Raw genomic sequence first — 21,545 nt, 5'->3', positions numbered from 1 at the left:
CAGGCCCAGGCCGACGAGCCCCGGGCCGGGCGGGGGGACGGGGTACGGGCGGGAGCGGTGCCGGTGGTGTCCGGTGACACGCGGTTCCTCCTCGGAAGATCTTGTCCCTTCTCACGTGCCGGCCGGTCAACCGGTTCATTCCACCCCGGCGAGCAGGTCGTCGTGACCGACCGTGACGGTGAGTCGACCGGCCCGCGCCTCGGCCCGCCGCCACCGGGCGTAGGCGGCGGTCCGGTCGGCCAGCTCGGGGCGCTGCGCGACGGCCGCGTCGCGCCAGCCGTCGAACCACTCGACGAGCAGCGCCGCCCGCTCCGGCCCGAGCCGCCACGGGCTCGGCCGCACGGTCACCGGCATCCCGTGCCGGCCGAACTCCGCGACGGTCGCCGCCGCGGCGTCCGGCCCGAGCAGGTCCCGGCCGTCGACGGTACGCCGCTGGTGGGCGTCGAAGGCGGCGGCGATCTCGGCGTCCAGCGGGTCGGCCGGATCGAACACCACCCGACCGACCACGGAGAGCACGAACAGGCTCGGGCAGCCGACGCCGGCGCAGGCGGCTACCACCCGGGTGATCTCCTCGGCGCTGAACATGTCCAGCAGCGCCGACGCGGTGACCAGGTCGGCGTCGGCGAGGTCGGCGGCGGTCAACCGGGTGAGGTCGCCCTGCCGGGTGGTCACCTCGACCGGGCTGCCGTCGGCGGCGACCGGCACCGCCGTGCCGGCCCGGACCAGCAACCCCGGGTCCCGGTCGTGCAACACCCAGCGCTGCGGGCCGGGCAGCAGCGGGGCCAGCCAGCGCAGCATCGACCCGGTGCCGCTGCCCAGGTCGTGCACCACCCACGGGCGGTCCCCGCGCAGCGGCGTGACGGACCCGGCACCGGCCACCAGCATCCCGGGCCCCCCCTCACCGGCCGGCGACAGGCCGGCCGCACCGCCGGTTGCCGTACCCGGGCCACCGGCGGCGGTCGTCGGCACGCCGGAACCACCGGCACCCGCCGCCGTGCCGGTGCCGGTGAGCCGGGCGCGGAGCAGGTCGACCAGCTCCCCGCTGCGGGCGTCGGCGTCGGCGGGTTCCCGCAGCCGCAGCCAGTCGGCGAACGGGTCGGTGGCGTACGCGGTCATGTCCTCACTCCGTCCAGCACCTGGGAGATCACGGTCGTGGTGGCCGGCCAGCCGGGCAGGTCGGCCCGCCGGTCCCGGGCCGCCCGGCGCAGCCGCCCGCGCAGGTCGGCCGAGTGCAGCCAACGGCGCAGCCCACCGGCCAGGGCCACCGGATCGCCGGGGGGCACCAGCGTCCCGGGCGGGGTGCCGTCGGCGGTCCGGCCCAGCGCCTCGGGCACCCCACCGACGGTGGTGCCCAGCACCGGCAGGCCCCGGGCCAGGGCCTCGACCACCACCATCCCGTACGTCTCGGCGCGGGAGGGCAGCACCAGCAGATCCGCCCCCGCGTACGCCGCGTCCAGCGCCGGCCCGGTCAGCGGTCCGTGCCACCGCACCCGCCCGGCCAGCCCGTCCCGGTCGGCCCGCTGGCGTAGCGCGGCCACGAAGGTCGGGTCGCGGTCCAGCGCGCCGACACAGTCCAGCGTCCACTGCCGGTCGGCGAGCCCGGTCAACGCGTCGAGCAGCACGTCGTGCCCCTTGACCGGGGTGACCGCCGCGACGCAGAGCAGCATCGTGCCGGTGGCCGTGCCGGGCGCGAGGTCGGCCGGGTCGACACCGGGGACGGCCACCGTCACCCGGGCCGGATCGAGTGGATGCCGGGCCAACAGCAGGTCCCGGGTCCAGCCACTGGTGGTGACGAGCGCGTCGGCGTGCGGCAGCGCGCGCGCCTCCGCGTCGTCACCGAGCGGCATGTGCACCAGCACCACCTGACGCAGCCGGCCGGCCTGCGCCGCCAGCAGCTCCGGCACGGTCGAGGCGACCAGCCCGTCGTACAGGACCGGGGTGCCGTCCGGCAGGGCCGCGAGCAGCCCGGCCAGCCGGGCCCGCGCCGCCTCGTCGGGGTGCGGCCAGTCCCCGGGCACCCCGTGCTCGCGCACCGTCCACCCGGCCGCCGTGAGCCCGGCGCAGACCCGCCGGTCGTACGCGTTGCCGCCGCTGGGCGTGGCCGGATCGTCGATGTCCCCGGGGAGGACGACGTGCACCGCCGGCACGGGCTACAACGACCGCTCGTAGCTGGCCCAGGCGATGTGTGACTCGTGCAGGGTGACGGTGATCCCGGCCAGTTCCCGGGCGCCCGCGCCGAGCCCACCGGCCTGCACCCGGTCGGCGAGCCGGTCGGCGATGGCCCGGCACAGCACCTCGGTGGTGGTGTTCTGCCCGGCGAACGCCGGCTCGTCGTCCAGGTTGCGGTACGTCAGGTCGGCCAGCACCGCCTTCAGCTCGTCGATCGCCCGGCCGATGTCCACCACGATCCCGTCGTCGTCCAGCTCGGGGCGGCGGAAGGTCGCGTCGACGACGAAGGTCGCCCCGTGCAGCTTCTGCGCCGGCCCGAACACCTCGCCCCGGAAGCTGTGGGCGATCATGATGTGGTCCCGAACGGTCACGCTGAACACGGCGTCTCCTCGTCGTAGGTGATCAGATGGCAGAGCGCGGGGAGTTCCCCCGAGGCCAGGCGGTCGAGCACCCCGGGCAGCTCCGCGAAGCGGGACCGGCCGGTCAGCAGCGCGTCGAACACCGGGTCGGCGAGCAGTTCCAGGGCGAGCGCCAGCCGGTCGGCGAAGCCGCGCCGGGACGCCCGCGCCGGGGAGACCGTGCCGACCTGACTGCTGCGGACGGTCAACCGGCCGGCGTGGAACGCCCCACCCAGCGACAGCTCCACCGGCCGGTCGCCGTACCAGCTCAGCTCGACCACGGTGGCCTCCGGGGCGAGCAGGTCCAGGCTGCGTTGCAAGCCGGCGGCGGTGGCGCTGGCGTGCACCACCAGATCCCGCCCACCGGTCGCCGCCTGCGGCAGGGCGAAGTCGACCCCCAACGCCGAGGCGACCGCCGCCCGCGCCGGGTCGGCGTCGACCAGTTCGACCCGGACCCCGGGGAAGCGGGCCAGCAGGGCAGCCACGCTGCACCCCACCATCCCGCCGCCGACCACGCTGACCCGGTCACCGACCAGCGGCGCGGCGTCCCACAGCGCGTTGACCGCCGTCTCCACCGTGCCGGCCAGCACCGCGCGGGCCGCCGGCACGTCGTCCGGCACCGGGGTCACCGCCGACGCGGGCACCACGTACGCGCTCTGGTGCGGGTGCAGGCAGAACACCGTCCGACCGCGCAACGCCGCCGGACCGGCCTCGACCACCCCGACGCTGAGGTAGCCGTACTTGACCGGGGCGGGGAAGTCGCCCTCCTGGAACGGGGCGCGCATCGCCGTGTACTGGCTCTCCGGCACGCTACCGGTGAAGACCAACGTCTCGGTGCCGCGGCTCACCCCGGAGTAGACGCTGCGGACCAGCACGTCGTCGGGGCCGGGAGTGGGCAGGGTCACCGTCCTCAGCTCGCCGACGCCGGGGGAGCGGAGCCAGAAGGCCCGGGCATCGCGGATCACGCGGTTTTCTCCTCATCTGCCGGGGAACCGAACGAAACGACGGCGTTCTGCGTACCCACTACCGAGGTCGTCGATCATAAACACGGAGGCAGGGTGTCCAGGGTTCGAACCGGTCCGGTGCTCGGCCTGACCGTACAGACAGTCCTGCTGGCCGGGCTGGCCGTGACCGTCGGGCTCGACGTCGCCGGTTGGCTGGCCGGCCTCGCGTACGGCGTGGTCACCTGCGTCGCGCTGCGGCGTGGCCTGCGTCGTCGCGACGCCGACCGGCTCGGGCCGGCGGACCAGGTGACGCTGGCCCGGGGGGTGCTGGTCGGCGGGGTGACCGCCCTGGTCGTCTCCGCCCTGGACGGCTCGGCCCCGCTGGGGGTGCTGGTGCCGATGACCGCGGTGGCGCTGGCGCTGGACGCGGTGGACGGCTGGGTGGCCCGGCGCACCCGCACGGTCAGCGCGCTCGGCGCCCGCTTCGACATGGAGGTCGACGCGTTCCTCATCCTGGTGCTCAGCGTCCAGGTGGCACCGGCGGTGGGTCCGTGGGTGCTCGCCATCGGTGGCCTGCGCTACGCCTTCGTCGCCGCCGGTTGGCTGCTGCCCTGGATGCGGGGCTCGTTGCCGCCGCGCTTCTGGCGCAAGGTGGTCGCCGCCGCACAGGGCGTGCTGCTGCTCGTGGTCGCCGCCGACCTGCTGGTCCGGCCGGTGACGGCCGTGCTGGCCGCGGTGGCGCTGGCGCTGCTGGTCGAGTCGTTCGGTCACGACGTGGGCTGGCTCTGGTGGCACCGGTCGACCCGGCCCGCCCGGCCCGCCGCGCCGACGCCCGCCACGTCGATCTCCGTCCCGCTGGTGCCGTCGGTCGTGGTGCTGCCGTCCGTACCATCGGTGCGGCCCCGGGTGGAAGCCGTCACCGACCGGCCGTTCGTCGCCCACCAGCCGGTCTGAGCCGGACCGTCGACCCTCCCCGGCCCCGCCGCCGGGGCCCTCCCCAGGAAGGATCTTCCGGAGTGTCGTTGTTGTCACGTCTGCGTCGCCCGAGCACGGCAGCCGGGGAGGCCCCCATCCCGGCCGACCGGTCCGCCCCGACCGCCGAGTCCACCGGCGGCACGCCGACCCCGACGGACGACACCGCGCCGACGCCGGAGCGGGCCCGGTGGCGGACCGTCGCGGCCCGGGTGACCACCGTGCTGGCCGCCCTGCTGATCCTGGTGGTGCTGACCGCACCGGACCGGCTCGACCTGGTGACCCCGGTCGCGTTCCTGCGGGTGCCGATCGAGGGCCTGGTCGCCGCCGCCCTGCTGCTGGCGCTGCCCGGCCGGGCGCGTCGGCTGGTCGCGGTGCCGCTCGGGGCGGCGCTGGGGCTGGTCGCCGTCGTCAAGGTGCTCGACCTCGGCATGTCGGCCAGCTTCGCCCGCCCGTTCGACCTGGTCCTCGACTGGGTGCTGCTGGACGACGGCTACGCCTTCGTCGCCGACTCGGTGGGCACCGGCGGCGCGGTCGCCGCCGCCGTCGGGCTGGTCGTCCTGGTGGTCGCCCTGCTGGTGCTCACCACCCGGTCGGTGTTGCGGCTGACCCGGGTGGCGGTCGGGCACCACCGGGCCGCCACCCGGGTGGTCGCCGGCCTCACCGCCCTCTGGGTGGCCGCCGCGACACTCGGCGTCCCGGTCGCCGACTCCGGTACGGCGACCCTGGTCGGGCAGCACGTCGGCCAGGTCGGCGCGGGGTTGCGGGACCGGCGGGAGTTCGCCGCCCAGGTCGCCCAGGACGCTTTCCGCGACACCCCCGGCGACCAGTTGCTCACCGCGCTGCGCGGCAAGGACGTGGTGCTGGCCTTCGTGGAGAGCTACGGCCGGGACGCGGTCGAGGACCCGGAGTTCGCCGGGCAGGTCGGTGCGGTGCTCGACGGCGGCACCAAGCGACTGGCTGCCGCCGGGTTCACCGCCCGCAGCGGTTTCCTGACCTCGCCCACCGCCGGCGGGGGGAGCTGGCTGGCCCACGACACCCTGCTGTCCGGGCTGTGGATCGACAACCAGCAACGGCACGACAGCCTGCTGGCCAGCGACCGGCTGACCCTCAACGGGACGTTCCGCCGGGCCGGCTGGCAGACGGTCGGGGTGATACCGGCGGCCACCTCGCCCTGGCCGGAGGGGGCGTTCTTCGGCTACGACCGCTACTACGACGCGGCCGGGCTGGACTACCGGGGCCCGCAGTTCAGCTACGCGCCGATGCCCGACCAGTACACCCTGTCCACCTTCCAGCGCCGGGAGCGGGCCACCCCCGGCCACGCCCCGGTCATGGCGCAGATCCCGCTCATCTCCAGCCACTCCCCGTGGGCGGCGATCCCCCGGATGCTCGACTGGGAGCACGTCGGGGACGGTTCGATCTATCGTCGGCCGACGTCGGTGGCGTTCAACCCGAAGGACGTGGTGGGACGGAGCACCACCGAGGTGCGCACCGGTTACCGCCGGTCGATCGAGTACTCGCTGAACAGCCTGATCTCCTACGTCCAGACGTACGGCGACGACGACCTGGTGCTGGTCTTCCTCGGTGACCACCAACCGTCCCCGCTGGTCACCGGGCCGAACGCCAGCCGGGACGTGCCGATCACCGTGGTCGCCCGCGATCCGGCGGTGCTGGCCCGGGTGGGCGGCTGGGGCTGGCAGGAGGGGCTGCGCCCCGGCCCGGACGCGCCGGTGTGGCCGATGGACACCTTCCGGGACCGGTTCCTCACCGCGTTCGGTCCGCAGCCGCCGGCCCACGTCGCCGCGCCGCGCTGACCCCCGGCGTCCTGCTGCCGACCTTGCGTCCCGCCGGTCCCCGGTGTCGCTGACGCCGGGGATCAGCGCTTCGCGGACAGCCGCAGCGCGTTGCAGACGTCGGCCACGCCGGGCACCTGCCAGGCGACCTCACCGGCGAGCTTGCGGGCCTCGACGTCGGGGACGACGCCACCGAGGATCACCACCCGGTGCTGTGCGGTGACCGTGATCCGTCGGGCCCGCAGACCCACCCCGCCCACGATCCGGTACGCCACCTCGGCGGCCAGCCGGACGTCGTCGCCGGGCGGGCCGGGCGGCTCGGGCTCGGGGCGGAACCAGATGTCGTCGGGGAGCGGCCACGGCATCACCATGCCGCACTCCTCTCCCGGGGCCGGTCGGCCGTGCCGGCCCGGGACCAGTCCACCGCGTCCCGGCGGTTGTCGAAGACCGGGAAGACCCGGTCGAGCCGCATGGTGTGCAGCACGGTGCGGACGTACCGGGACGGCCCGGCGAGGCTGAGTCGCCGGCCGCGTTGCCGGGCGTCCTGCCGGGCCCGGACCAGCACTCCGAGGGCGGTGGAGTCGATCAGGTGCACCCGGACCAGGTCGACCACCACGTGCCGGTCGGCGTCGACCGCCTCTGACAACGCGCCGTGCAGGTCGTCGCCGGTGGCGATGTCCAGGTCACCGGCGGCGGTGACGATCGCCACCTCATCCAGGTGCTCGACGCCGAGCACACCGAGGGTGTCGGCGCGGCGGGGCGCGCGGGCCGGCACCGGGGCCGGTCCGGGGACCAGTTCGCAGCGGGGGCAGCGGTGCGGGCCGGTGGCGAACGGCGAACCGGTCCAGCCCTGCTCGGCGACGAACGTCCAGACCACCTCGGCGTCGGGCAGGACGCAGGCCGGGCCGCTCGCCACCGTCCCGCAGCTGTCACAGATCAGCGTCATCATCGTCTCGTCCGGTACGACGGTCATCGGTCTCCTCCTTCGGGAGCGAAGCCGGCGGGCCCGGCGGTCGTGGCCCGGTGCGCGGTGGCCGACCGGACACCCCGCGCGCCGGACCACGGCCGGATCCGGTGGGTCAGGTCTCGGTGCGGCCGCCGGCGGTGCCGACGACCAGCGCCACGGCGACCCCGGCCAGGCCGACCTGCACGATCAGCTGCCGCAGGGTGTAGCCGTCGTTGTCGATGCCGACCAGCCGGCTCAGGATGGTGCCGAGCAGCGCGGCGACCAGCCCGACGGCGAGGGTGAGCCAGACCGGGATCTGCGTGCGGCCGGGGACGATGAGTCGACCCAGCGCGCCGATCACGAGCCCGACGACGACGGCGGCGATGATGCCCGGCACGCTCATCGGCTGTGCTCCCGGACCCGGGGCAGGGTGGGCTGCCGGTGGACGGCGGCAGGGACCAGCCCGCCGTCCACCGGCAGAGCCCTGGGGGTGGTGACCATGGGCAGCACCCGGGACACCCGGGCGGCGCTCAGCACGCGCAACGCGCGGGGGCTGGGGTCCCGCAGGGTCAGCACGCCGCCGTGCCGGGCCAGTTGCCGGTGCACGTCGAGCAGCAGCCCGACGGCGGCGGCGTCGAGGTGCCGGCATTCGGAGAGGTCCACCACCACGTGCGCCGGGCGCAGCGCGACGAGCCGGTCGAAGACCTGCCGGGACCGGGCCAGCGCGGCCAGGTCCAGGTCGTCGGTGACGCGCACCTCCACCAGCGGTACGGTGCACTCCGGGCGGGATGCTCCCACGATCGGCCTCCTTCCGGCTCGCTGTCCGGACCCCAGCCTGCGAGCCGGGGTTGGCGAGCGCCGCGCGAACGTATGTCAGTTGCGTGACAAATTTCGCGGACACCGCAGCCGGTTCGTCATCGTCGGCGCGCACCGGGCACGATTCCCCGATGGCGGGCGTACTGGTGATCGAGGACGACGACCGGATCCGTCTGGCGCTGCTGCTGGCCCTGGAGGACGAGGGCTACCTGGCGCGCGGGGCGGCCACGGCGGAGGAGGGGCTGCGGACCCAGCGGCAGGAGGCCGCCGACTACGTGCTGGTGGACCTGATGCTGCCCGGCCTCGACGGCTTCGAGTGCATCCGGCAGTTGCGCCGCGACGACGACGTGCCGATCGTGGTGGTCAGCGCCCGCGACGACACCCACGACATCGTCGCCGCGCTGGAGGCGGGCGCGGACGACTACCTGGTGAAGCCGGTCGCCATCAAGGAACTCTCGGCCCGGCTGCGGGCGCTGCGCCGGCGCGGTCGTACGGCCGCCTCGGTGTCCTCGGCGGCGGTGCCGGTGCTGGCGTTCGGCCCGTTGGAGATCAGCCCGGAGGCCGGCGAGGTGCGCCGGGCCGGCCAACCGGTGCCGGTGACCCGCACCGAGTTCCGGCTGCTCTGCGAGCTGGCCGAGCACGCCGGCCGGGTGCTGTCCCGGCAGCAGCTGCTCAGCCGGGTGTGGGGCTACGAGACCGGCGACGAGCGGCTGGTCGACGTGCACGTGGGAAGGCTGCGGCAGAAGATCGAGGCCGATCCCGCCAACCCCCGGCACCTGGTGACCCTGCGGGGCCTCGGCTACAAGCTGCAACGATGAGGCGTCTCGGCCTGCGGGCCCGGGTCACCGCCGCCTTCGCGATCGGGGCGCTGCTGCTGTCGGCGCTGATGGCGCTGATCTCGTACGAGCTGGTGCGCCGCTCGCTGCTCGACGAGCGGGAGCGGACCGCGCTGCGGGCGGCGTACTTCGACGCGGCGGTGGTCCGGGCCGGCCTGGACACCGACACCCCGGACGTCTACGAGGTGCTGCGCACCCTGGACACCGGTGGCACCCGCCGGGCGCTGGTGCACCGCGACGGCCGCTGGTACGCCCGGACCGCCGACGAGGGCCCGTCCGGCGCGGTGCCGGCGGCGCTGCTGGCGATGGTCGCCGACGGTGAGCCGGCGGTGCAGCGGGTCCGGGTCGACGGGCAGCCCGCGCTGCTGGTCGGGGTGCCACTGGCCGACTCCACCGGCTACTACGAGATCACCTCGCTGCGGGAGTTGGAGCAGACGTTCCAGGTGCTGGCGTTGGCGCTGACCGTGGTGGCGGTCACCGTGGCGGGCTCCGGCGCGGCGTTGGGCTGGTACGCCACCCGGCACGGGTTGCGCCCGTTGACGGCGGTGGCCGACGCGGCGGAGAAGATCGCGGCGGGGGACGTCACCGCCCGGCTCGCCCCGGGCACCGACCCGGACCTGGCCCGGCTCTCCACCTCGTTCAACCGGATGGCCGACGAGGTGGCGGTACGCATCGAACGGGACCGCCGGTTCGCCGCCGACGTCGCCCACGAGCTGCGCTCGCCCCTGCAGACGCTGTCGGCGGCGGCCAGCGTGTTGTCCCGGCGTCGCGACGGGCTGGACGACCGGACGGCCACCGCCGCCGGCCTGGTCAGCGAGGAGATCTCCCGGTTCCAGCGGTTGGTCAACGACCTGATCGAGCTGGCCCGCAGCGACCGGCCGGTGCAGCGGGAGGACGTCGACGTGGTGGCGCTGGCCCGGGGGGCGTGCCGGGGGCGGGGGCTGCCCGAGTCGCTGGTCGGTGCCGGCCCTCCCGCGCCGGGGCGCTGGTCGGTGGACCCCCGGCGGGTGGAGCAGGTGCTGGTCAACCTGTTGGACAACGCGGTCCGCTACGGCGGAGGCCCGGTCGCGGTGCGGTTGTGGGTCTCCGACGGGGTCGGGGTGGTGGAGGTCGACGACGAGGGTCCGGGGGTGCCGGTGGCCGACCGGGAGGTGGTCTTCGACCGGTTCGTCCGGGGGCGGGCCGCGCACGACCGGGCCGGCGGGGACGGCACCGGGCTGGGGTTGGCGCTGGTCGCCCAGCACGCCGCCGCCCACGGCGGCCGGGCCTCGGTCAGCGACCGGCCCGGCGGCGGCGCCCGGTTCCGGGTGGAGTTGCCGGGGGCCCGGCCGTGACCCGGCGGCGGCGTTCCCCGGCCGTGACCCGGCGGGTGTCGTCGTCGGGGCGGTGGTTGCTGCCGCCGGTGGTGGCCCTGCTGCTGCTCGCCGGCTGCGGGGTGCCGGCCGACGAACAGCCCCGGGCCGTCGAGCCGCCGTTCGGGCCGCCGGCCGCTCCGGCGGCGAGCAGCGCGCCGGGCCGGGTGGAACAGGCGTTCTGCCTGGTCCGGGCCGGCCGACTGGTCCGGGTGCTCCGGCAGGTCGACGCGGCCGGTGGGGTGGACGGGCACCTGCGTCGGCTGCTGGCCGGCCCCGACAACGCCGAGCGGGTGGCCGGCTTCGGCACCGCCCTGCCCGGTGCGGTGCACGTGCTGGGGGCCCGGCTGGTCGACGGGCGGGCCCAGGTGGAGGTGGAGCCGCTGGGGGAGGAGTCCGGTCGCAGCGACGAGGTGCTGGCCTACGGTCAGATCGTCTGCACCCTGGACGGCCGGGCGGACGTCGCCGGGGTGTCGTTCCTGCTGCGGGGCCGACCGCTGGAGGTGCCCCGGGCCGACGGTTCGCTGTCGTCGGGCCCGTTGACCGCCGCCGACTATCCGGCGGTCACCGGACCGGACTGACGGCCCCGCCGGGCCCGGGGCACGACCAGCGGGGTGCCGGTCTCCGGGTCCTCGACGATCCGGCAGGGCAGCCCGAACACCTCCTCGACGAGCGCGGCGGTGACCACCTCGCGCGGGTCTCCCTGGGCCACCACCCGGCCGTCGCGCATGGCGATCAGGTGGGTGGCGTACCGGGCCGCGTGGTGCAGGTCGTGCAGCACCGCGACCAGGGTGCGGCCCTGCTCCTCGTGCAGCCGGGCGCACAGGTCGAGCACCTCGATCTGGTGCGCGACGTCGAGGTAGGTGGTCGGTTCGTCGAGCAGCAGCAGGGAGGTCTGCTGGGCCAGCGCCATCGCGATCCAGACCCGCTGCCGCTGTCCGCCGGAGAGTTCGTCGACGGGCCGGTCGGCCAGCTCACCGACGCCGGTGGCGGCCATCGACCCGGTGACCACCCGCTCGTCCTCGGTGGACCACTGGCGCAGCAGGCCCTGGTGCGGGTAGCGGCCCCGGGCCACCAGGTCGGCCACGGTGATGCCCTCCGGCGCGACCGACGACTGGGGCAGCAGACCGAGGGTACGGGCCACCTCCCGCGAGCGCAGCGAGTGGATGTCCCGGCCGTCGAGCAGCACCGTGCCGGCGGCCGGCCGCAGCGTCCGGGCCAGGGCACGCAGCAGGGTGGACTTGCCGCACGCGTTGGGGCCGATCACCACCGTGAACGACCGGTCGGGCACGGCCACCGACAGGTCCCGGGCCACCACCCGCCGATCGTAGGCCAGGGTCAGCCCGACCCCGCCCAGCCGACTCTCCTGGGTCACCGCGTCCTCCTCAGATCCGGGCCGCGCGTCGTCGCGCGGCGAGCAACCACACCAGGTAGGCCCCGCCGATCAGCCCGGTGACCACCCCGACGGGGAGCTGGTGACCGTCGATCGCCCGCTGCGCGGCCAGGTCGGCGGCGAGCAGCAGCACCGCCCCGATCCCGGCGGCGCCGGCCAAGTTCGGGCCGGGTGCCCGGGTGAGCCGGCGGGCCAGGTGCGGCGCGACCAGGGCGACGAACGAGACCGGACCGGCGGCGGCGGCCGCCCCGGCGGCGAGCAGCACCGCCGCCCCGAGCAGCAGTTGCCGGACCAGGGACACCGGCACGCCGAGCGCGGTGGCGGTGTCGTCACCCAGCTCGATCAGGGACAACGCCCGGGCGGTCCCGACCACCACCGGCGTCAGCAGCGCCAGCAGGCCGAGCAGCGGGACGGCCTGCGCCCAGCCCCGCCCGTCGAGGCTGCCGGTGAGCCAGAGCACGGCCCGGGCCGCGTCCATCAGTGGGGCCCGGGTGAGCAGCCAACCGTTGACGCCGGTCAGGATCGCCGTGGTGCCGATGCCGACCAGCACCAGCCGGTGACCGTGCAGGCCGTGCCGGCCGGCCACCGCCCACAGCAGCAGGCCGGTGGCGAGCCCGCCGAGCAGCGCCGCGCCGGAGAGCAGCAGGGTGCCGCCCCCGGCCACCACCACGATCAGCGCGCCGGTCGCCGCGCCCTGGGTGACGCCGAGCACGTCGGGGCTGCCCAGCGGATTGCGTACCAGCGACTGGAGGATCGCGCCGGACAGTGCCAGGGCGGCGCCGACAGCGAGCGCGGTCACCAGCCGGGGCAGTCGCAGCTCGCCGACGATGAAGTCCTCGGCGGGGCTGCCGCCGCCGGTGAGGGTACGCAGCACGTCGGCGGGGCTCATCGGGTAGTCGCCGCCGCCGATCGCGAGCACCCCGAGGACGACGGCCAGGGCGGTGGCCCCGAGTCCGACCACCAGGGACCGGCCCCGCCAGCGCACCGAGCGTCCCCCGCACCGGAGCACCCGCGCCGCCGGGCGGGTGCGGGGGGACGGGTCGACCGGCCGGGTGAGCTTCATCGGCGGGCCACCAGACGCAGGAACAGCGGCCCGCCGAGCACAGCGGTGACCAGGCCGACCTGGAGTTCCCCGGGTCGGCCGAGGACCCGGCCGAGCACGTCGGCGCCGAGCAGCAGCACCGGGGCGAGCACCGCCGAGTAGGGCAGCAACCAGCGCAGGTCAGGGCCGGTCAGCGCGCGTACCAGGTGGGGGACGAGCAGGCCGACGAAGACGATCGGGCCGCAGGCGGCGGTGGCCGCGCCGCAGAGCAGGGTGACCGCGGTGACGGTGCCGGCCCGGACCAGGGCGGGGCGGGCGCCGAGTGCGCGGGCCGCGTCGTCGCCGAGGGCCAGGGCGTTGAGCGGACGGGCCCCGGCCAGCCCGACCAGCAGGCCGGCCAGGATGAACGGGGCCACCGTGGCGACGGTGGTGAAGTCGGCGGTGGCCAGCGAGCCGACGGTCCAGAACCGCAGCCGGTCCAGCGAGGCCGCGTCGAGCAGCATCACCGCGCTGACGTACGAGTAGAGCACCGCGTTGAGGGCGGCCCCGGCCAGCGCCAGCCGTTCCGGGGTGGCCTGCCGACCGCCGCCGACCGCGTGAACCGCCACCGTGACGACCACCGCCCCGAGCAGGGCGAACCAGATCCACCCCCGCACCGTGGCGACGCCGAGCAGCGCGGTGGCGGTGGCCACGGCGGCGGACGCGCCGGCGTTGATGCCGAGCAGGCCGGGGTCGGCGAGCGGGTTGCGGGTGAGCGCCTGCATGAGGGCGCCGGCCACTCCGAGGGCGGCACCGGCGAGCAGGCCGAGCAGGGTACGGGGCAGCCGCATCTGCTGCACCACCGCGTGCTCGGGGGAGGTGGTGGAGATCAGGCCGTGCCACACCTCGACGAGGGTGAGCTGCTTCGCGCCGACGGCGATGCTGAGCGCCGCCACCGCGACGAGCAGCAGCAGGCCCGTGCCGAGCCCGACGGCCCGGACGCCGGTGCGCCGGCGGTTCGGCGCCGCCCCCGGCGGGGTGGCGGGTGGGGCGAGGGTGGCGGACAGGGTCGGCTCCAGGAGGGGAGAGCGGCGCGCGGCGGCTGTTGGCAGCGGTTCAGGTTGGCTACCGTAATTGTGCCGTCGCGGACCGTCGCGGTCCGGGCCTGATCGAAAGACGTCACATGTTGCCTTTCTCGTCCGCACCCCGACTCTCCCGCCGGGGTCTGCTCGCCGCCGGCGGCGGCGCGGCCCTGACCGCCCTCCTCGCCGCCTGCGGCGGGGGCGACGACCCGGCGAAGCCCGCCGCCGGCGGCTCCGCCGGCCCGTGGAGCTTCACCGACGACCGGCAGCGCAAGGTCGACGCGCCCACCGCGCCGACCCGGGTGGTCGCCTTCACCGGGGTGGCCGCCGCGCTCGTCGACTTCGGACTCGACTCCCCGCTGGTCGGCGTGTTCGGCGAGACCACCCGGACCGACGGCTCCCGTGAGCCGCAGGCCGGTGACCTCGACGTCGACCAGGTCACCGTGCTGGGCAACGTCTGGGGCGAGTTCAACGTGGAGAAGTACGCCGCGCTGCGCCCCGAGCTGCTGGTCACCCACATGTACGACCCGGACGCCCTCTGGTACGTCCCGGACGAGAGCCGCGACAAGATCCTCAAGCTCGCGCCGAGCGTGGCGATCGCTACCGCGCGGACCCCGATGACCCGCCCGATCGAGCGCTACGCCGAGCTGGCCCGCTCGCTCGGCGCGGACCTGTCGGCCACGAAGGTCACCGACGCCAAGGCCCGCTTCGAGGCCGCCGCCGAGCAGGTGCGGGCGGCGGTCAAGGCCAACCCGGGCGTCCGGGTGATGGCCTCCTCGGGCAGCCCCGACCTGTTCTACGTCTCCAACCCCAAGGTCAGCACCGACCTGATGTACTTCGCCGAGCTGGGCGTGGAGATCGTGGTGCCGACCAAGCTCGAAGCCGGCGACTACTTCGAGGCGCTGAGCTGGGAGAACGCCGGCAAGTTCCCGGCCGACCTGATCCTGCTCGACAACCGTTCCACCGCCCTGCAGCCCAAGGACCTCGCGGCCAAGCCCACCTGGGCGCAGCTGCCGGCCGTCAAGGCCAACCAGGTGACCCCGTGGGACGCGGTGCCCCGCTTCTCGTACGCGGGCGCGGCCCCGCTGCTGGAGAACCTGGCCACCGCGATCCGCTCCGCCAAGCGCCTCGGCTGACGCCGACGCCGACCGGCGTGACCCGGTGGCAGGGGGGTGTCCGGGTGTGGACCCCACCGCCGGCCACCGGGTGTCACCGCACCGCACCGCACCGCTGTCGTCGGTCGGGTGTCGCCGATCTCCGCCTCGCCGCTCCGGTGCGCCAGCCGCCGGGGAGTGAGGGGGACGACGAGGCCGGTTCAGGCCGCTTCGACGGTACGCGCGCGCCGCGTGGGCCGACCGGGCTGCTCCCGTACGGTGCGTCGGTCGTCGACGACGGTCGTCACGTCGCCGGCCATGGTCAGCGCCCGGTGGGCGTTGCGGGCGGCGTCGCAGGGCCACTCCTGGTGTTCGCAGAGCAGGTTGTCGCAACGCCCGCCCTGGTCGGGATGGTGCGCGTCGATCACATCGAGAGCCATTCGCCACAGGAGTGGATCGGTCACCCCGGCAGGCACGGTGGCTCGGGTATGTCGCTGTGGGCGGTCGGTGTCGGGCATGGTCTCCCCCTTTGTCGGTACCGAAGAAGAGTCTCCACCGGGCCGGGGGGCAAAACCAAGCGACCTTGGTGGGGATCACCACTCCTCCCTTGCTGTGCAACTCGTTGCATAGCAGGATGCCGGCATGGCGCTCGAACACGCGATCCTCGTCTCGCTGCTGGAGCAGCCGGGCTCCGGCTACGAGCTGGCGCACCGCTTCGACCGCTCCATCGGTCGTTTCTGGACCGCCACCCACCAGCAGATCTACCGGGTGCTCGGGCGGATGGGGGCGGACGGCTGGATCACCGCCGAACAGGTCGACCAGCGCGGCCGGCCCGACAAACGACGCTGGTCGGTCACCGACCCGGGCCGGGCCGTGCTCACCGACTGGCTCCGTGAGGAGGTCCAGCCGGAGGCGGTGCGCCACGAACTCGCCGTCAAGGTCCGGGGGGCCGCCTTCACCGACCGGGCCGGCCAGGTCGCCCTGCTCGTCGAGGTCGCGCGGTACCGCGCCGACCACGAGGCGGTGCTCGCCCGTTACCTGGCCGGCGAGCGCCGCGACTTCCCCGGGACCGTCCCCGCCGACGACCGCGCCGCCCTCCAGCACGTCGTGCTGCGCGGCGGCATCGCGTACGAGCGGATGGTGCTGGCCTGGCTGGACGACGTCCTGGCCACCCTGCGCGGTCTGGACCACTGACCCACCCGCGCGCGCGGACCGCTGACCAGCTCCGGAGAAGGGACCACCTCGCGATGGCCGACAACCTGCTGCTCGACCCGCACCGCTACGACCCCGACCATCTGGACGAGGAGTCCCGCCGGCTGTTGCGGGCGACTGTCGACTTCTTCGAACAGCGCGGCAAGAAGGCGCTGGTCGACAGCTACAACGACCACACCTGGTACGCCGACTTCCTGGACTTCGTCGCCAAGCAGGGGCTGTTCGCGGCGTTCTGCACCCCGGCCGCCGACGGTGGCGGCGACCCGGCCAAACGCTGGGACACCGCGCGCAACGCCGCGCTCAGCGAGGTGCTCGGCTTCTACGGTCTCGGCTACTGGTACACCTGGCAGGTCACCGTCCTCGGCCTCGGCCCGGTCTGGCAGAGCGACAACGCCACCGCCCGGACCCGTGCGGCGGCCTTGCTCGACGACGGGCACGTGATGGCGTTCGGCCTCTCCGAACGGGCGCACGGCGCCGACATCTACTCCACCGACATGCTGCTCACCCCCGACGGCGCGGACGGCTTCCGGGCCACCGGCGGCAAGTACTACATCGGCAACGGCAACGTCGCCGGCCTGGTCTCGGTCTTCGGCCGCCGCGCCGACGTCGAGGGGCCCGACGGCTACGTCTTCTTCGCCGCCGACAGCCGGCATCCGGCCTACCGGCTGGTCCGCAACGTGGTCAACGCGCAGATGTACGTCAGTGAGTTCCGGCTGGAGGACTACCCGGTGCGCGCGCAGGACGTGCTGCACACCGGCCGGGCCGCCTTCGACGCCGCGTTGAACACGGTCAACGTCGGCAAGTTCAACCTCTGCACCGCCAGCATCGGCATCTGCGAACACGCCATGTACGAGGCGGTCACCCACGCCCACCGCCGGGTGCTCTACGGCCGGCGGGTCACCGACTTCCCGCACGTCCGCCGGGAGTTGACCGACGCGTACGCCCGGCTGGTCGCGATGAAGCTGTTCAGCGACCGGGCGGTGGACTACTTCCGCTCGGCCGGCCCCGACGACCGGCGTTACCTGCTGTTCAACCCGATGACCAAGATGAAGGTGACCACCGAGGGCGAGCGGGTGATCGATCTGCTCTGGGACGTCATCGCCGCCAAGGGGTTCGAGGCGGACACCTACTTCGACAAGGCCGCCCGGGACATCCGGGGGCTGCCCAAGCTCGAAGGCACCGTGCACGTCAACCTGGCGCTGATCCTCAAGTTCATGACGAACTACTTCTTCGCCCCGGCCGAGTTCCCCGGGGTGCCCACCCGGCACGATCCGGCCGACGACGGGTTCCTGTTCCGGCAGGGCCCGGCGCGCGGGTTGGGGGCGATCCGGTTCCACGACTGGCGGGCCGCGTACGCCGCCCGGGCCGAGGTGCCGAACGTGGCCCGGTTCACCGCCCAGGCCGACGGGTTGCGCGAATTGCTCGCCACCCACCCGCCCGGCGAGGAGCAGCAGGGTGACCTCGACTTCCTGCTCGCCCTCGGGCAGCTCTTCGCGCTGGTCGTCTATGGCCAGCTCATCCTGGAGCAGGCCGGGGCGACCGGGCTGGACGCCGACCTGCTCGACCAGATCTTCGACATCCTGGTCCGCGACTTCGCCGGCCACGCCACCGAACTGCACGGCAAACCGACCGCCACGGACGCCCAGGCAGCCTGGGCGTTGACCCAGATCCGTCGCCCGGTCGCCGACGCGGCCCGCGCCGGCAGGGTCTGGTCCCGGGTGGAGGCCCTCGCCGGCCGCTACGAGATGACCCCCTGATCCCGCCCCGCTCCGTCCCGTGATCGGGTGCGAGCGGGCGACGACCCGTCGGCAGGGCCAGTCCCGGCACGCCGGCTTTGGCCCGGGCACCGAGGACGGCTTCGCCGTGCGGTGTCGGCTGACCGCCATCCGTCCCACCGGCGGTGACCGACCGGCACCGGCCGTGACCCGGCCCTGTGCGCGGCACCGGCCACGACCGACGCGCCGCCGGCTCCGCCACCACCGGCATCGACTCCACCCCGACCCCCGGACTGCACCGCCCGGGGCGTGCGGTCCGGGGGTGGCGCGGCTGGGGGAGGATGCGGGCATGCTGTTGATCGTCCCCGCCGACCCGATGCGCCCCCGTCGACCGGACCCGCACTTCGCGCCGGAGGCGCAGGCCGCCCGCGAGGCCGGCCACCAGGTGGCGGTGGTCGACCACGACGCGCTCGCGGCGGGCCGCGACCCGGGGCGGGCGGTCGCCGCCGTGCCGGCCGCCGACGACGCGGTCTACCGGGGCTGGATGCTGGCCGCCGCCGGCTACGCGGCGTTCGCCGCGGCGCTGGGCGCCCGGCAGGTGACCCTGCGGACCGACCCCGACCAGTACCGTCGCGCCCACGAGCTGCCCGGTTGGTACGCCACGGCGGCGGCGCTCACCCCCGAGTCCCGCTGGACGGTCGGCGTCGACCGGACCGACTTCGACCGGGTGCGCACCGGGCTGGGTGCCGGCCCGGCCGTGCTGCGCGACTGGACCAAGTCCGCCAAGCACCACTGGCACGAGGCGTGCTTCGTCCCCGAGCTGGCCGACGCGGAGGCCGCCTGGCGGATCGCGACCCGGCTGCGCGAACTGCGCGACGACGACTTCACCGGTGGTTTCGTGCTGCGCCGCTTCGAGCCGCTGTCCGGTGTCGAGGTGCGCACCTGGTGGGTCGCCGGCCGGTGCGTGCTCACCGGCCCGCACCCGGACACCCCCGGGGAGTTTCCCGACGCCCCGGTGGACACCGCGCCGCTGACCCCCGTGCTGGCCGCGCTCGGTCTGCCGTTCGTCACCGCCGACCTGGCACGGCATGCCGACGGTCGGTGGCGGCTGGTGGAGATCGGCGACGGCCAGGTCAGCGACCGCCCGTCCACCATGGCACCGGAAGCCCTGATCGCCGCCCTCACCTGACGGCGGTCGGCGGTGGGCGGTCGGCCCAGCCGGTGGTGATCAGCAGCAGCGCGGCCAGGTAGGTGGTCATCACCCACAGCCCGTGACCGGGCAGCTCGGCACCGGTCGCGCCCACCCCGATCAGCAGGTCGGACAGGAGGAACAGCGCGCCTCCGGCGGCCACCCGCCGGGACACCCCCCAGCCGGCGGCGGCCATCAGGCTCAGCGCCAGGCTGTAGCCGAGCACCGGCAGCCGCAGGTCGCCCAGCCGGCCCCAGAGCAGCGCGTTCCCCACCGCCCACAGGGCCAGATACCCGGCGACCGCCACCGCCGGCGGCCGCCGGCGGTGGCGCAGGAACGCCACCAGGAACGCCGCCTGGGTGCCGAGGAAACACCCCATCCCGATCAGGAACGCGGTGGTGCCGGGCACCAGCAGCGCCACGTCACCCGCCGTCGCACAGACCAGCCCGGTCGCCACCGGGTCCCACCGTCGGCGTACGGCGAGCAGCCAGCCGAGCAGCAGCGGGGCGAGCAGCGGCTTGGCCGCCCACTGCATGGCTGTCGAGTCGAACGCGACCCCGCTCAGCTCCACGGCGGCGACCAGCCCGAACAACCCGAGCCACCACCGTCCCGCCACCCCGACGGACCGTGGCGTCCGGGCGGGCTCTGGCGTCCGGGCCGGCTGTGGCGTCCGGGCCGGCTGGTTCGCCCCGGTCGGCTGTGGCACCCCGGTCGGTGGTGGCGGCGCCGGCACTCCCGCCGGCGACCACCCGCCCCCGGGCTGGTACGGCCCGGGGCGGCCGGGTGGGCGGTCGGGTCGGGAGCGGCTCATCGGGCGGGCTGCCAGCCGGGCCGGCCGAGGACGTGACCGAGCCGGTGCCGCCACGAGCCGGCCCGCCGGACGTCGGCCCAGATCGCGGCATACTCGTGGGTGGCCACCCGCAGCGGGTTGTAGGTGCCGATGTTCGTCGTCAGCCCGTACCGGACGGGGGTGTGTTCCGGGGCGAAGCTGCCGAAGAGCCGGTCCCAGACGATCAGGATGCCGCCGTAGTTGCGGTCCAGGTACTCGCGGTTCGCGCCGTGGTGCACCCGGTGGTGCGACGGGGTGTTGAAGACCCACTCGACCGGTCGGGGCAGCCGGTCGATCCGCTCGGTGTGCAGGAAGAACTGGTAGAGCAGGCTGACCGACTGCTGGAGGAAGATCATCCAGGGCGGGATGCCGAGCAGCGCCAGCGGCAGCCAGAACGGCAGCGAGGTCATCGGCGTCCAGCTCTGCCGCAGCGCGGTGGACAGGTTGAAGTGCGTGCTGGAGTGGTGCACCACGTGGCTGGCCCAGAACAGGCGTACCTCGTGGTGGGTGCGGTGGAACCAGTAGTAGGCCAGGTCGTCGGCGAAGAACAGCAGCACCCAGGTCCCGACGCTGGTGGGGGAGAGCTGCACCGGCGCGACACTCCACAGCGCGACGTAGAGACCGATGGTGAGCAGTTTCCACGGGAAGCCGACCAGTTGGCTGCCGGCGCCCATGGTGAGGCTGGTGGTGGTGTCCCGCCGCTCGTAGCCGCGTTCGTCGTCGTCCGGAGCGAACCGGTACGACCACGCCTCGACGGCGATGAGCAGCAGAAAAGCCGGTACGGCGTAGAGCACGGCGGGGATCATGCGCGAGGCGTGCCTTCCGGGAGGCGGGCGGCGGGGGCGGACGCCCGGGACGGGGTCGGTGGGGTGGGGTGAGCGGGGTCGGCGGGCCGGATGGCGGTCAGTTGGCGGGGTGGACGACGATCGGCCGGTCGGGCCGGCGGTCAGCCCGGTGGAGTGGCTGGCGGTCGGCCGGTGAACCGGGTGGCGGTCAGCCGGCGGGGGCGGTGAGGGAGGCGGTGAGCAGGGTGTGTGCCTCGGCGGCGGCGTCGTCGCCCCGGCCGTCGGCGATCGCGGCGGCCAGCCGGCGGTGCCCGGCCACGTCCAGCAACTCGGTCGCGCGTCGCTGCGGCGGCACCTCGCCGACGGCCAGCGCCCCGGCCACCAGGCTGTTGAAGGAGAGCAGGTAGGCGGTGTTGCCGCTGCCGGTGACGATGTGCCGCCACAGCGCGATGTTGGCCTCGGCCATGGCGGTCAGGTCGGGCGCGAGCGCGGCGAACCGCTCCACGGTGTCGACGACGACCCGCCCTACCGCCCCGCCGGCCCGGAAGGCGCAGCGCCGGGCCGCGTCGACCCCGACGCAGGCGCGCATCTCCAGCATGTCCCGGACCAGGTGCTCCACCGGCAGCACGTCGCCGGACTGGACGAGGGACAGGGCCAGGTCGAGGCCGGCGTGCACCCGCCAGTCCAGCACCCGGGTGACGCCGCCCTGGCTGACCCGCAGCAGTCCGAGTTGTTGGAGCCGGCGCAGCGCCTCGCGTACGGCGTGCCGGTTGACGGCGAAGGCGGCGGCCAGCTCGCGTTCACCGGGCAGCGGGTCGCCCGGCCGGTGCCGCCCGCTGACGATGGCGTCGCGGAGCTGGGCGAAGACGTGGTCGGAGACGGAGCTGCGGGGCACGGGGACGAAGGCCACGGCAGCAGTGTGCCGGCGTACCCATCAACCCGTCAACTGGTTGGACCAGTCGTACCGAAAGAAACGGCGGCCGGGTCGGGTGACCCGGC

General features: G+C 74.9%; 24 protein-coding genes. 9 read left to right on the top strand and 15 right to left on the bottom strand.

Going from position 1 to position 21,545, the window contains the following annotated elements; translation table 11 throughout:
* Positions 1-135: 135 nt before the first annotated feature.
* Genes ACQP1S_RS17945 through ACQP1S_RS17930 form a run of 4 tightly spaced genes read right to left on the bottom strand, consistent with a single transcriptional unit; the run spans position 136 to position 3,532 of the window.
* Positions 136-1,116, bottom strand: a complete 981-nt coding sequence (locus ACQP1S_RS17945; protein WP_432896675.1) for a class I SAM-dependent methyltransferase — start codon at positions 1,114-1,116, stop codon at positions 136-138.
* On the bottom strand, positions 1,113-2,147 hold the full coding sequence (locus tag ACQP1S_RS17940) for a glycosyltransferase family 4 protein (RefSeq protein ID WP_432896672.1): 1,035 nt from the start codon (positions 2,145-2,147) through the stop codon (positions 1,113-1,115). The genes ACQP1S_RS17945 and ACQP1S_RS17940 overlap by 4 nt, the downstream gene beginning before the upstream one ends.
* A 3-nt stretch (positions 2,148-2,150) precedes the next feature.
* A complete protein-coding gene (locus ACQP1S_RS17935; protein ID WP_432896669.1) occupies positions 2,151-2,549 on the bottom strand; it encodes a 6-pyruvoyl trahydropterin synthase family protein in 399 nt (132 codons plus the stop codon).
* On the bottom strand, positions 2,537-3,532 hold the full coding sequence (locus ACQP1S_RS17930; protein ID WP_432896666.1) for a zinc-dependent alcohol dehydrogenase: 996 nt from the start codon (positions 3,530-3,532) through the stop codon (positions 2,537-2,539). Before ACQP1S_RS17930 ends, ACQP1S_RS17935 begins: the two co-directional genes overlap by 13 nt.
* 93 nt (positions 3,533-3,625) lie before the next feature.
* Here ACQP1S_RS17930 and ACQP1S_RS17925 point away from each other — a divergent pair, with 93 nt between their 5' ends.
* Together ACQP1S_RS17925 and ACQP1S_RS17920 are read left to right on the top strand one after the other, a co-directional pair.
* A complete protein-coding gene (locus ACQP1S_RS17925) occupies positions 3,626-4,465 on the top strand; it encodes a CDP-alcohol phosphatidyltransferase family protein (protein ID WP_432896663.1) in 840 nt (279 codons plus the stop codon).
* A gap of 62 nt (positions 4,466-4,527) precedes the next feature.
* A complete protein-coding gene (locus tag ACQP1S_RS17920) occupies positions 4,528-6,297 on the top strand; it encodes a sulfatase-like hydrolase/transferase (protein WP_432896660.1) in 1,770 nt (589 codons plus the stop codon).
* A gap of 62 nt (positions 6,298-6,359) precedes the next feature.
* On the opposite strand, the gene ACQP1S_RS17915 is transcribed toward ACQP1S_RS17920, so the two are convergent.
* The 4 genes from ACQP1S_RS17915 to ACQP1S_RS17900 form a co-directional block, all read right to left on the bottom strand.
* The gene (locus ACQP1S_RS17915) at positions 6,360-6,647 is read right to left on the bottom strand and encodes a BON domain-containing protein (RefSeq protein ID WP_432896657.1); all 288 of its coding nucleotides are present in this window, start codon (positions 6,645-6,647) and stop codon (positions 6,360-6,362) included.
* Complete coding sequence (locus ACQP1S_RS17910; protein WP_432896654.1) at positions 6,641-7,249, bottom strand: STAS domain-containing protein; 609 nt, start codon at positions 7,247-7,249, stop codon at positions 6,641-6,643. Before ACQP1S_RS17910 ends, ACQP1S_RS17915 begins: the two co-directional genes overlap by 7 nt.
* Positions 7,250-7,355: 106 nt before the next feature.
* A complete protein-coding gene (locus ACQP1S_RS17905) occupies positions 7,356-7,625 on the bottom strand; it encodes a GlsB/YeaQ/YmgE family stress response membrane protein (RefSeq protein ID WP_432896651.1) in 270 nt (89 codons plus the stop codon).
* The gene (locus tag ACQP1S_RS17900) at positions 7,622-8,020 is read right to left on the bottom strand and encodes an STAS domain-containing protein (protein ID WP_432896649.1); all 399 of its coding nucleotides are present in this window, start codon (positions 8,018-8,020) and stop codon (positions 7,622-7,624) included. Before ACQP1S_RS17900 ends, ACQP1S_RS17905 begins: the two co-directional genes overlap by 4 nt.
* Before the next feature lie 149 nt (positions 8,021-8,169).
* Between ACQP1S_RS17900 and ACQP1S_RS17895 the strand changes: the two genes are divergently transcribed.
* From ACQP1S_RS17895 to ACQP1S_RS17885, 3 genes are read left to right on the top strand one after another with little or no spacing between them, the layout of a single operon-like run.
* Positions 8,170-8,856 (top strand): response regulator transcription factor, encoded by a 687-nt coding sequence (locus tag ACQP1S_RS17895; RefSeq protein WP_091242866.1) that lies wholly within the window; start codon positions 8,170-8,172, stop codon positions 8,854-8,856.
* A complete protein-coding gene (locus tag ACQP1S_RS17890) occupies positions 8,853-10,208 on the top strand; it encodes a sensor histidine kinase (RefSeq protein WP_432896646.1) in 1,356 nt (451 codons plus the stop codon). Before ACQP1S_RS17895 ends, ACQP1S_RS17890 begins: the two co-directional genes overlap by 4 nt.
* 23 nt (positions 10,209-10,231) lie before the next feature.
* Positions 10,232-10,807: a GerMN domain-containing protein gene (locus tag ACQP1S_RS17885; RefSeq protein ID WP_432896643.1), complete on the top strand. Its 576-nt coding sequence runs from the start codon at positions 10,232-10,234 to the stop codon at positions 10,805-10,807.
* Here the strand turns inward: ACQP1S_RS17885 and ACQP1S_RS17880 are convergent.
* The 3 genes from ACQP1S_RS17880 to ACQP1S_RS17870 are packed head-to-tail and all read right to left on the bottom strand — an operon-like array spanning position 10,780 to position 13,752.
* Positions 10,780-11,568 carry an ABC transporter ATP-binding protein gene (locus tag ACQP1S_RS17880; RefSeq protein WP_218108179.1) on the bottom strand — a complete coding sequence of 263 codons (789 nt, stop codon included), beginning with the start codon at positions 11,566-11,568 and terminating at the stop codon, positions 10,780-10,782. The two genes, ACQP1S_RS17885 and ACQP1S_RS17880, sit on opposite strands and share 28 nt — an antisense overlap.
* Before the next feature lie 43 nt (positions 11,569-11,611).
* Positions 11,612-12,682, bottom strand: a complete 1,071-nt coding sequence (locus ACQP1S_RS17875) for a FecCD family ABC transporter permease (protein ID WP_432896640.1) — start codon at positions 12,680-12,682, stop codon at positions 11,612-11,614.
* Positions 12,679-13,752 carry a FecCD family ABC transporter permease gene (locus tag ACQP1S_RS17870; protein ID WP_432908122.1) on the bottom strand — a complete coding sequence of 358 codons (1,074 nt, stop codon included), beginning with the start codon at positions 13,750-13,752 and terminating at the stop codon, positions 12,679-12,681. The genes ACQP1S_RS17875 and ACQP1S_RS17870 overlap by 4 nt, the downstream gene beginning before the upstream one ends.
* Positions 13,753-13,823: 71 nt before the next feature.
* Between ACQP1S_RS17870 and ACQP1S_RS17865 the strand changes: the two genes are divergently transcribed.
* The gene (locus ACQP1S_RS17865; RefSeq protein WP_432896637.1) at positions 13,824-14,858 is read left to right on the top strand and encodes an ABC transporter substrate-binding protein; all 1,035 of its coding nucleotides are present in this window, start codon (positions 13,824-13,826) and stop codon (positions 14,856-14,858) included.
* Between the two features lie 179 nt (positions 14,859-15,037).
* Here ACQP1S_RS17865 and ACQP1S_RS17860 read toward each other — a convergent pair whose 3' ends face one another.
* Positions 15,038-15,256: a hypothetical protein gene (locus tag ACQP1S_RS17860; protein ID WP_245722405.1), complete on the bottom strand. Its 219-nt coding sequence runs from the start codon at positions 15,254-15,256 to the stop codon at positions 15,038-15,040.
* Between the two features lie 202 nt (positions 15,257-15,458).
* On the opposite strand from ACQP1S_RS17860, the gene ACQP1S_RS17855 reads away from it, so the two are divergent.
* The 3 genes from ACQP1S_RS17855 (at position 15,459) to ACQP1S_RS17845 (ending at position 18,932) form a co-directional block, all read left to right on the top strand.
* Positions 15,459-16,010, top strand: a complete 552-nt coding sequence (locus ACQP1S_RS17855) for a PadR family transcriptional regulator (RefSeq protein WP_091242844.1) — start codon at positions 15,459-15,461, stop codon at positions 16,008-16,010.
* Between the two features lie 53 nt (positions 16,011-16,063).
* Positions 16,064-17,785, top strand: a complete 1,722-nt coding sequence (locus ACQP1S_RS17850) for an acyl-CoA dehydrogenase (protein ID WP_432896633.1) — start codon at positions 16,064-16,066, stop codon at positions 17,783-17,785.
* 307 nt (positions 17,786-18,092) lie between these two features.
* The gene (locus ACQP1S_RS17845) at positions 18,093-18,932 is read left to right on the top strand and encodes an ATP-grasp domain-containing protein (protein ID WP_432896630.1); all 840 of its coding nucleotides are present in this window, start codon (positions 18,093-18,095) and stop codon (positions 18,930-18,932) included.
* Here ACQP1S_RS17845 and ACQP1S_RS17840 read toward each other — a convergent pair.
* The 3 genes from ACQP1S_RS17840 to ACQP1S_RS17830 form a co-directional block, all read right to left on the bottom strand.
* On the bottom strand, positions 18,925-19,548 hold the full coding sequence (locus ACQP1S_RS17840) for a lysoplasmalogenase (RefSeq protein ID WP_432896627.1): 624 nt from the start codon (positions 19,546-19,548) through the stop codon (positions 18,925-18,927). The two genes, ACQP1S_RS17845 and ACQP1S_RS17840, sit on opposite strands and share 8 nt — an antisense overlap.
* A gap of 191 nt (positions 19,549-19,739) precedes the next feature.
* Positions 19,740-20,567 carry a sterol desaturase family protein gene (locus ACQP1S_RS17835; RefSeq protein ID WP_432896624.1) on the bottom strand — a complete coding sequence of 276 codons (828 nt, stop codon included), beginning with the start codon at positions 20,565-20,567 and terminating at the stop codon, positions 19,740-19,742.
* 187 nt (positions 20,568-20,754) lie between these two features.
* Positions 20,755-21,456: a FadR/GntR family transcriptional regulator gene (locus tag ACQP1S_RS17830; RefSeq protein WP_432896621.1), complete on the bottom strand. Its 702-nt coding sequence runs from the start codon at positions 21,454-21,456 to the stop codon at positions 20,755-20,757.
* Positions 21,457-21,545 lie beyond the last annotated feature (89 nt).

The sequence above is a fragment of the Micromonospora matsumotoense genome (assembly GCF_050951065.1).
Classification (GTDB): domain Bacteria; phylum Actinomycetota; class Actinomycetes; order Mycobacteriales; family Micromonosporaceae; genus Micromonospora; species Micromonospora matsumotoensis.
This window is presented reverse-complemented; position numbering and strand designations above follow the sequence as displayed.

Coding starts and splice junctions, on each gene's coding strand:
- ACQP1S_RS17945 (WP_432896675.1), bottom strand. CDS start 1,116: ATGACCGCGTACGCCACCGACCCGTTCGCCGACTGGCTGCGGCTGCGG.
- ACQP1S_RS17915 (WP_432896657.1), bottom strand. CDS start 6,647: ATGGTGATGCCGTGGCCGCTCCCCGACGACATCTGGTTCCGCCCCGAG.
- ACQP1S_RS17910 (WP_432896654.1), bottom strand. CDS start 7,249: ATGACCGTCGTACCGGACGAGACGATGATGACGCTGATCTGTGACAGC.
- ACQP1S_RS17905 (WP_432896651.1), bottom strand. CDS start 7,625: ATGAGCGTGCCGGGCATCATCGCCGCCGTCGTCGTCGGGCTCGTGATC.
- ACQP1S_RS17895 (WP_091242866.1), top strand. CDS start 8,170: ATGGCGGGCGTACTGGTGATCGAGGACGACGACCGGATCCGTCTGGCG.
- ACQP1S_RS17890 (WP_432896646.1), top strand. CDS start 8,853: ATGAGGCGTCTCGGCCTGCGGGCCCGGGTCACCGCCGCCTTCGCGATC.
- ACQP1S_RS17875 (WP_432896640.1), bottom strand. CDS start 12,682: ATGAAGCTCACCCGGCCGGTCGACCCGTCCCCCCGCACCCGCCCGGCG.
- ACQP1S_RS17865 (WP_432896637.1), top strand. CDS start 13,824: ATGTTGCCTTTCTCGTCCGCACCCCGACTCTCCCGCCGGGGTCTGCTC.
- ACQP1S_RS17860 (WP_245722405.1), bottom strand. CDS start 15,256: ATGGCTCTCGATGTGATCGACGCGCACCATCCCGACCAGGGCGGGCGT.
- ACQP1S_RS17855 (WP_091242844.1), top strand. CDS start 15,459: ATGGCGCTCGAACACGCGATCCTCGTCTCGCTGCTGGAGCAGCCGGGC.
- ACQP1S_RS17850 (WP_432896633.1), top strand. CDS start 16,064: ATGGCCGACAACCTGCTGCTCGACCCGCACCGCTACGACCCCGACCAT.
- ACQP1S_RS17845 (WP_432896630.1), top strand. CDS start 18,093: ATGCTGTTGATCGTCCCCGCCGACCCGATGCGCCCCCGTCGACCGGAC.
- ACQP1S_RS17835 (WP_432896624.1), bottom strand. CDS start 20,567: ATGATCCCCGCCGTGCTCTACGCCGTACCGGCTTTTCTGCTGCTCATC.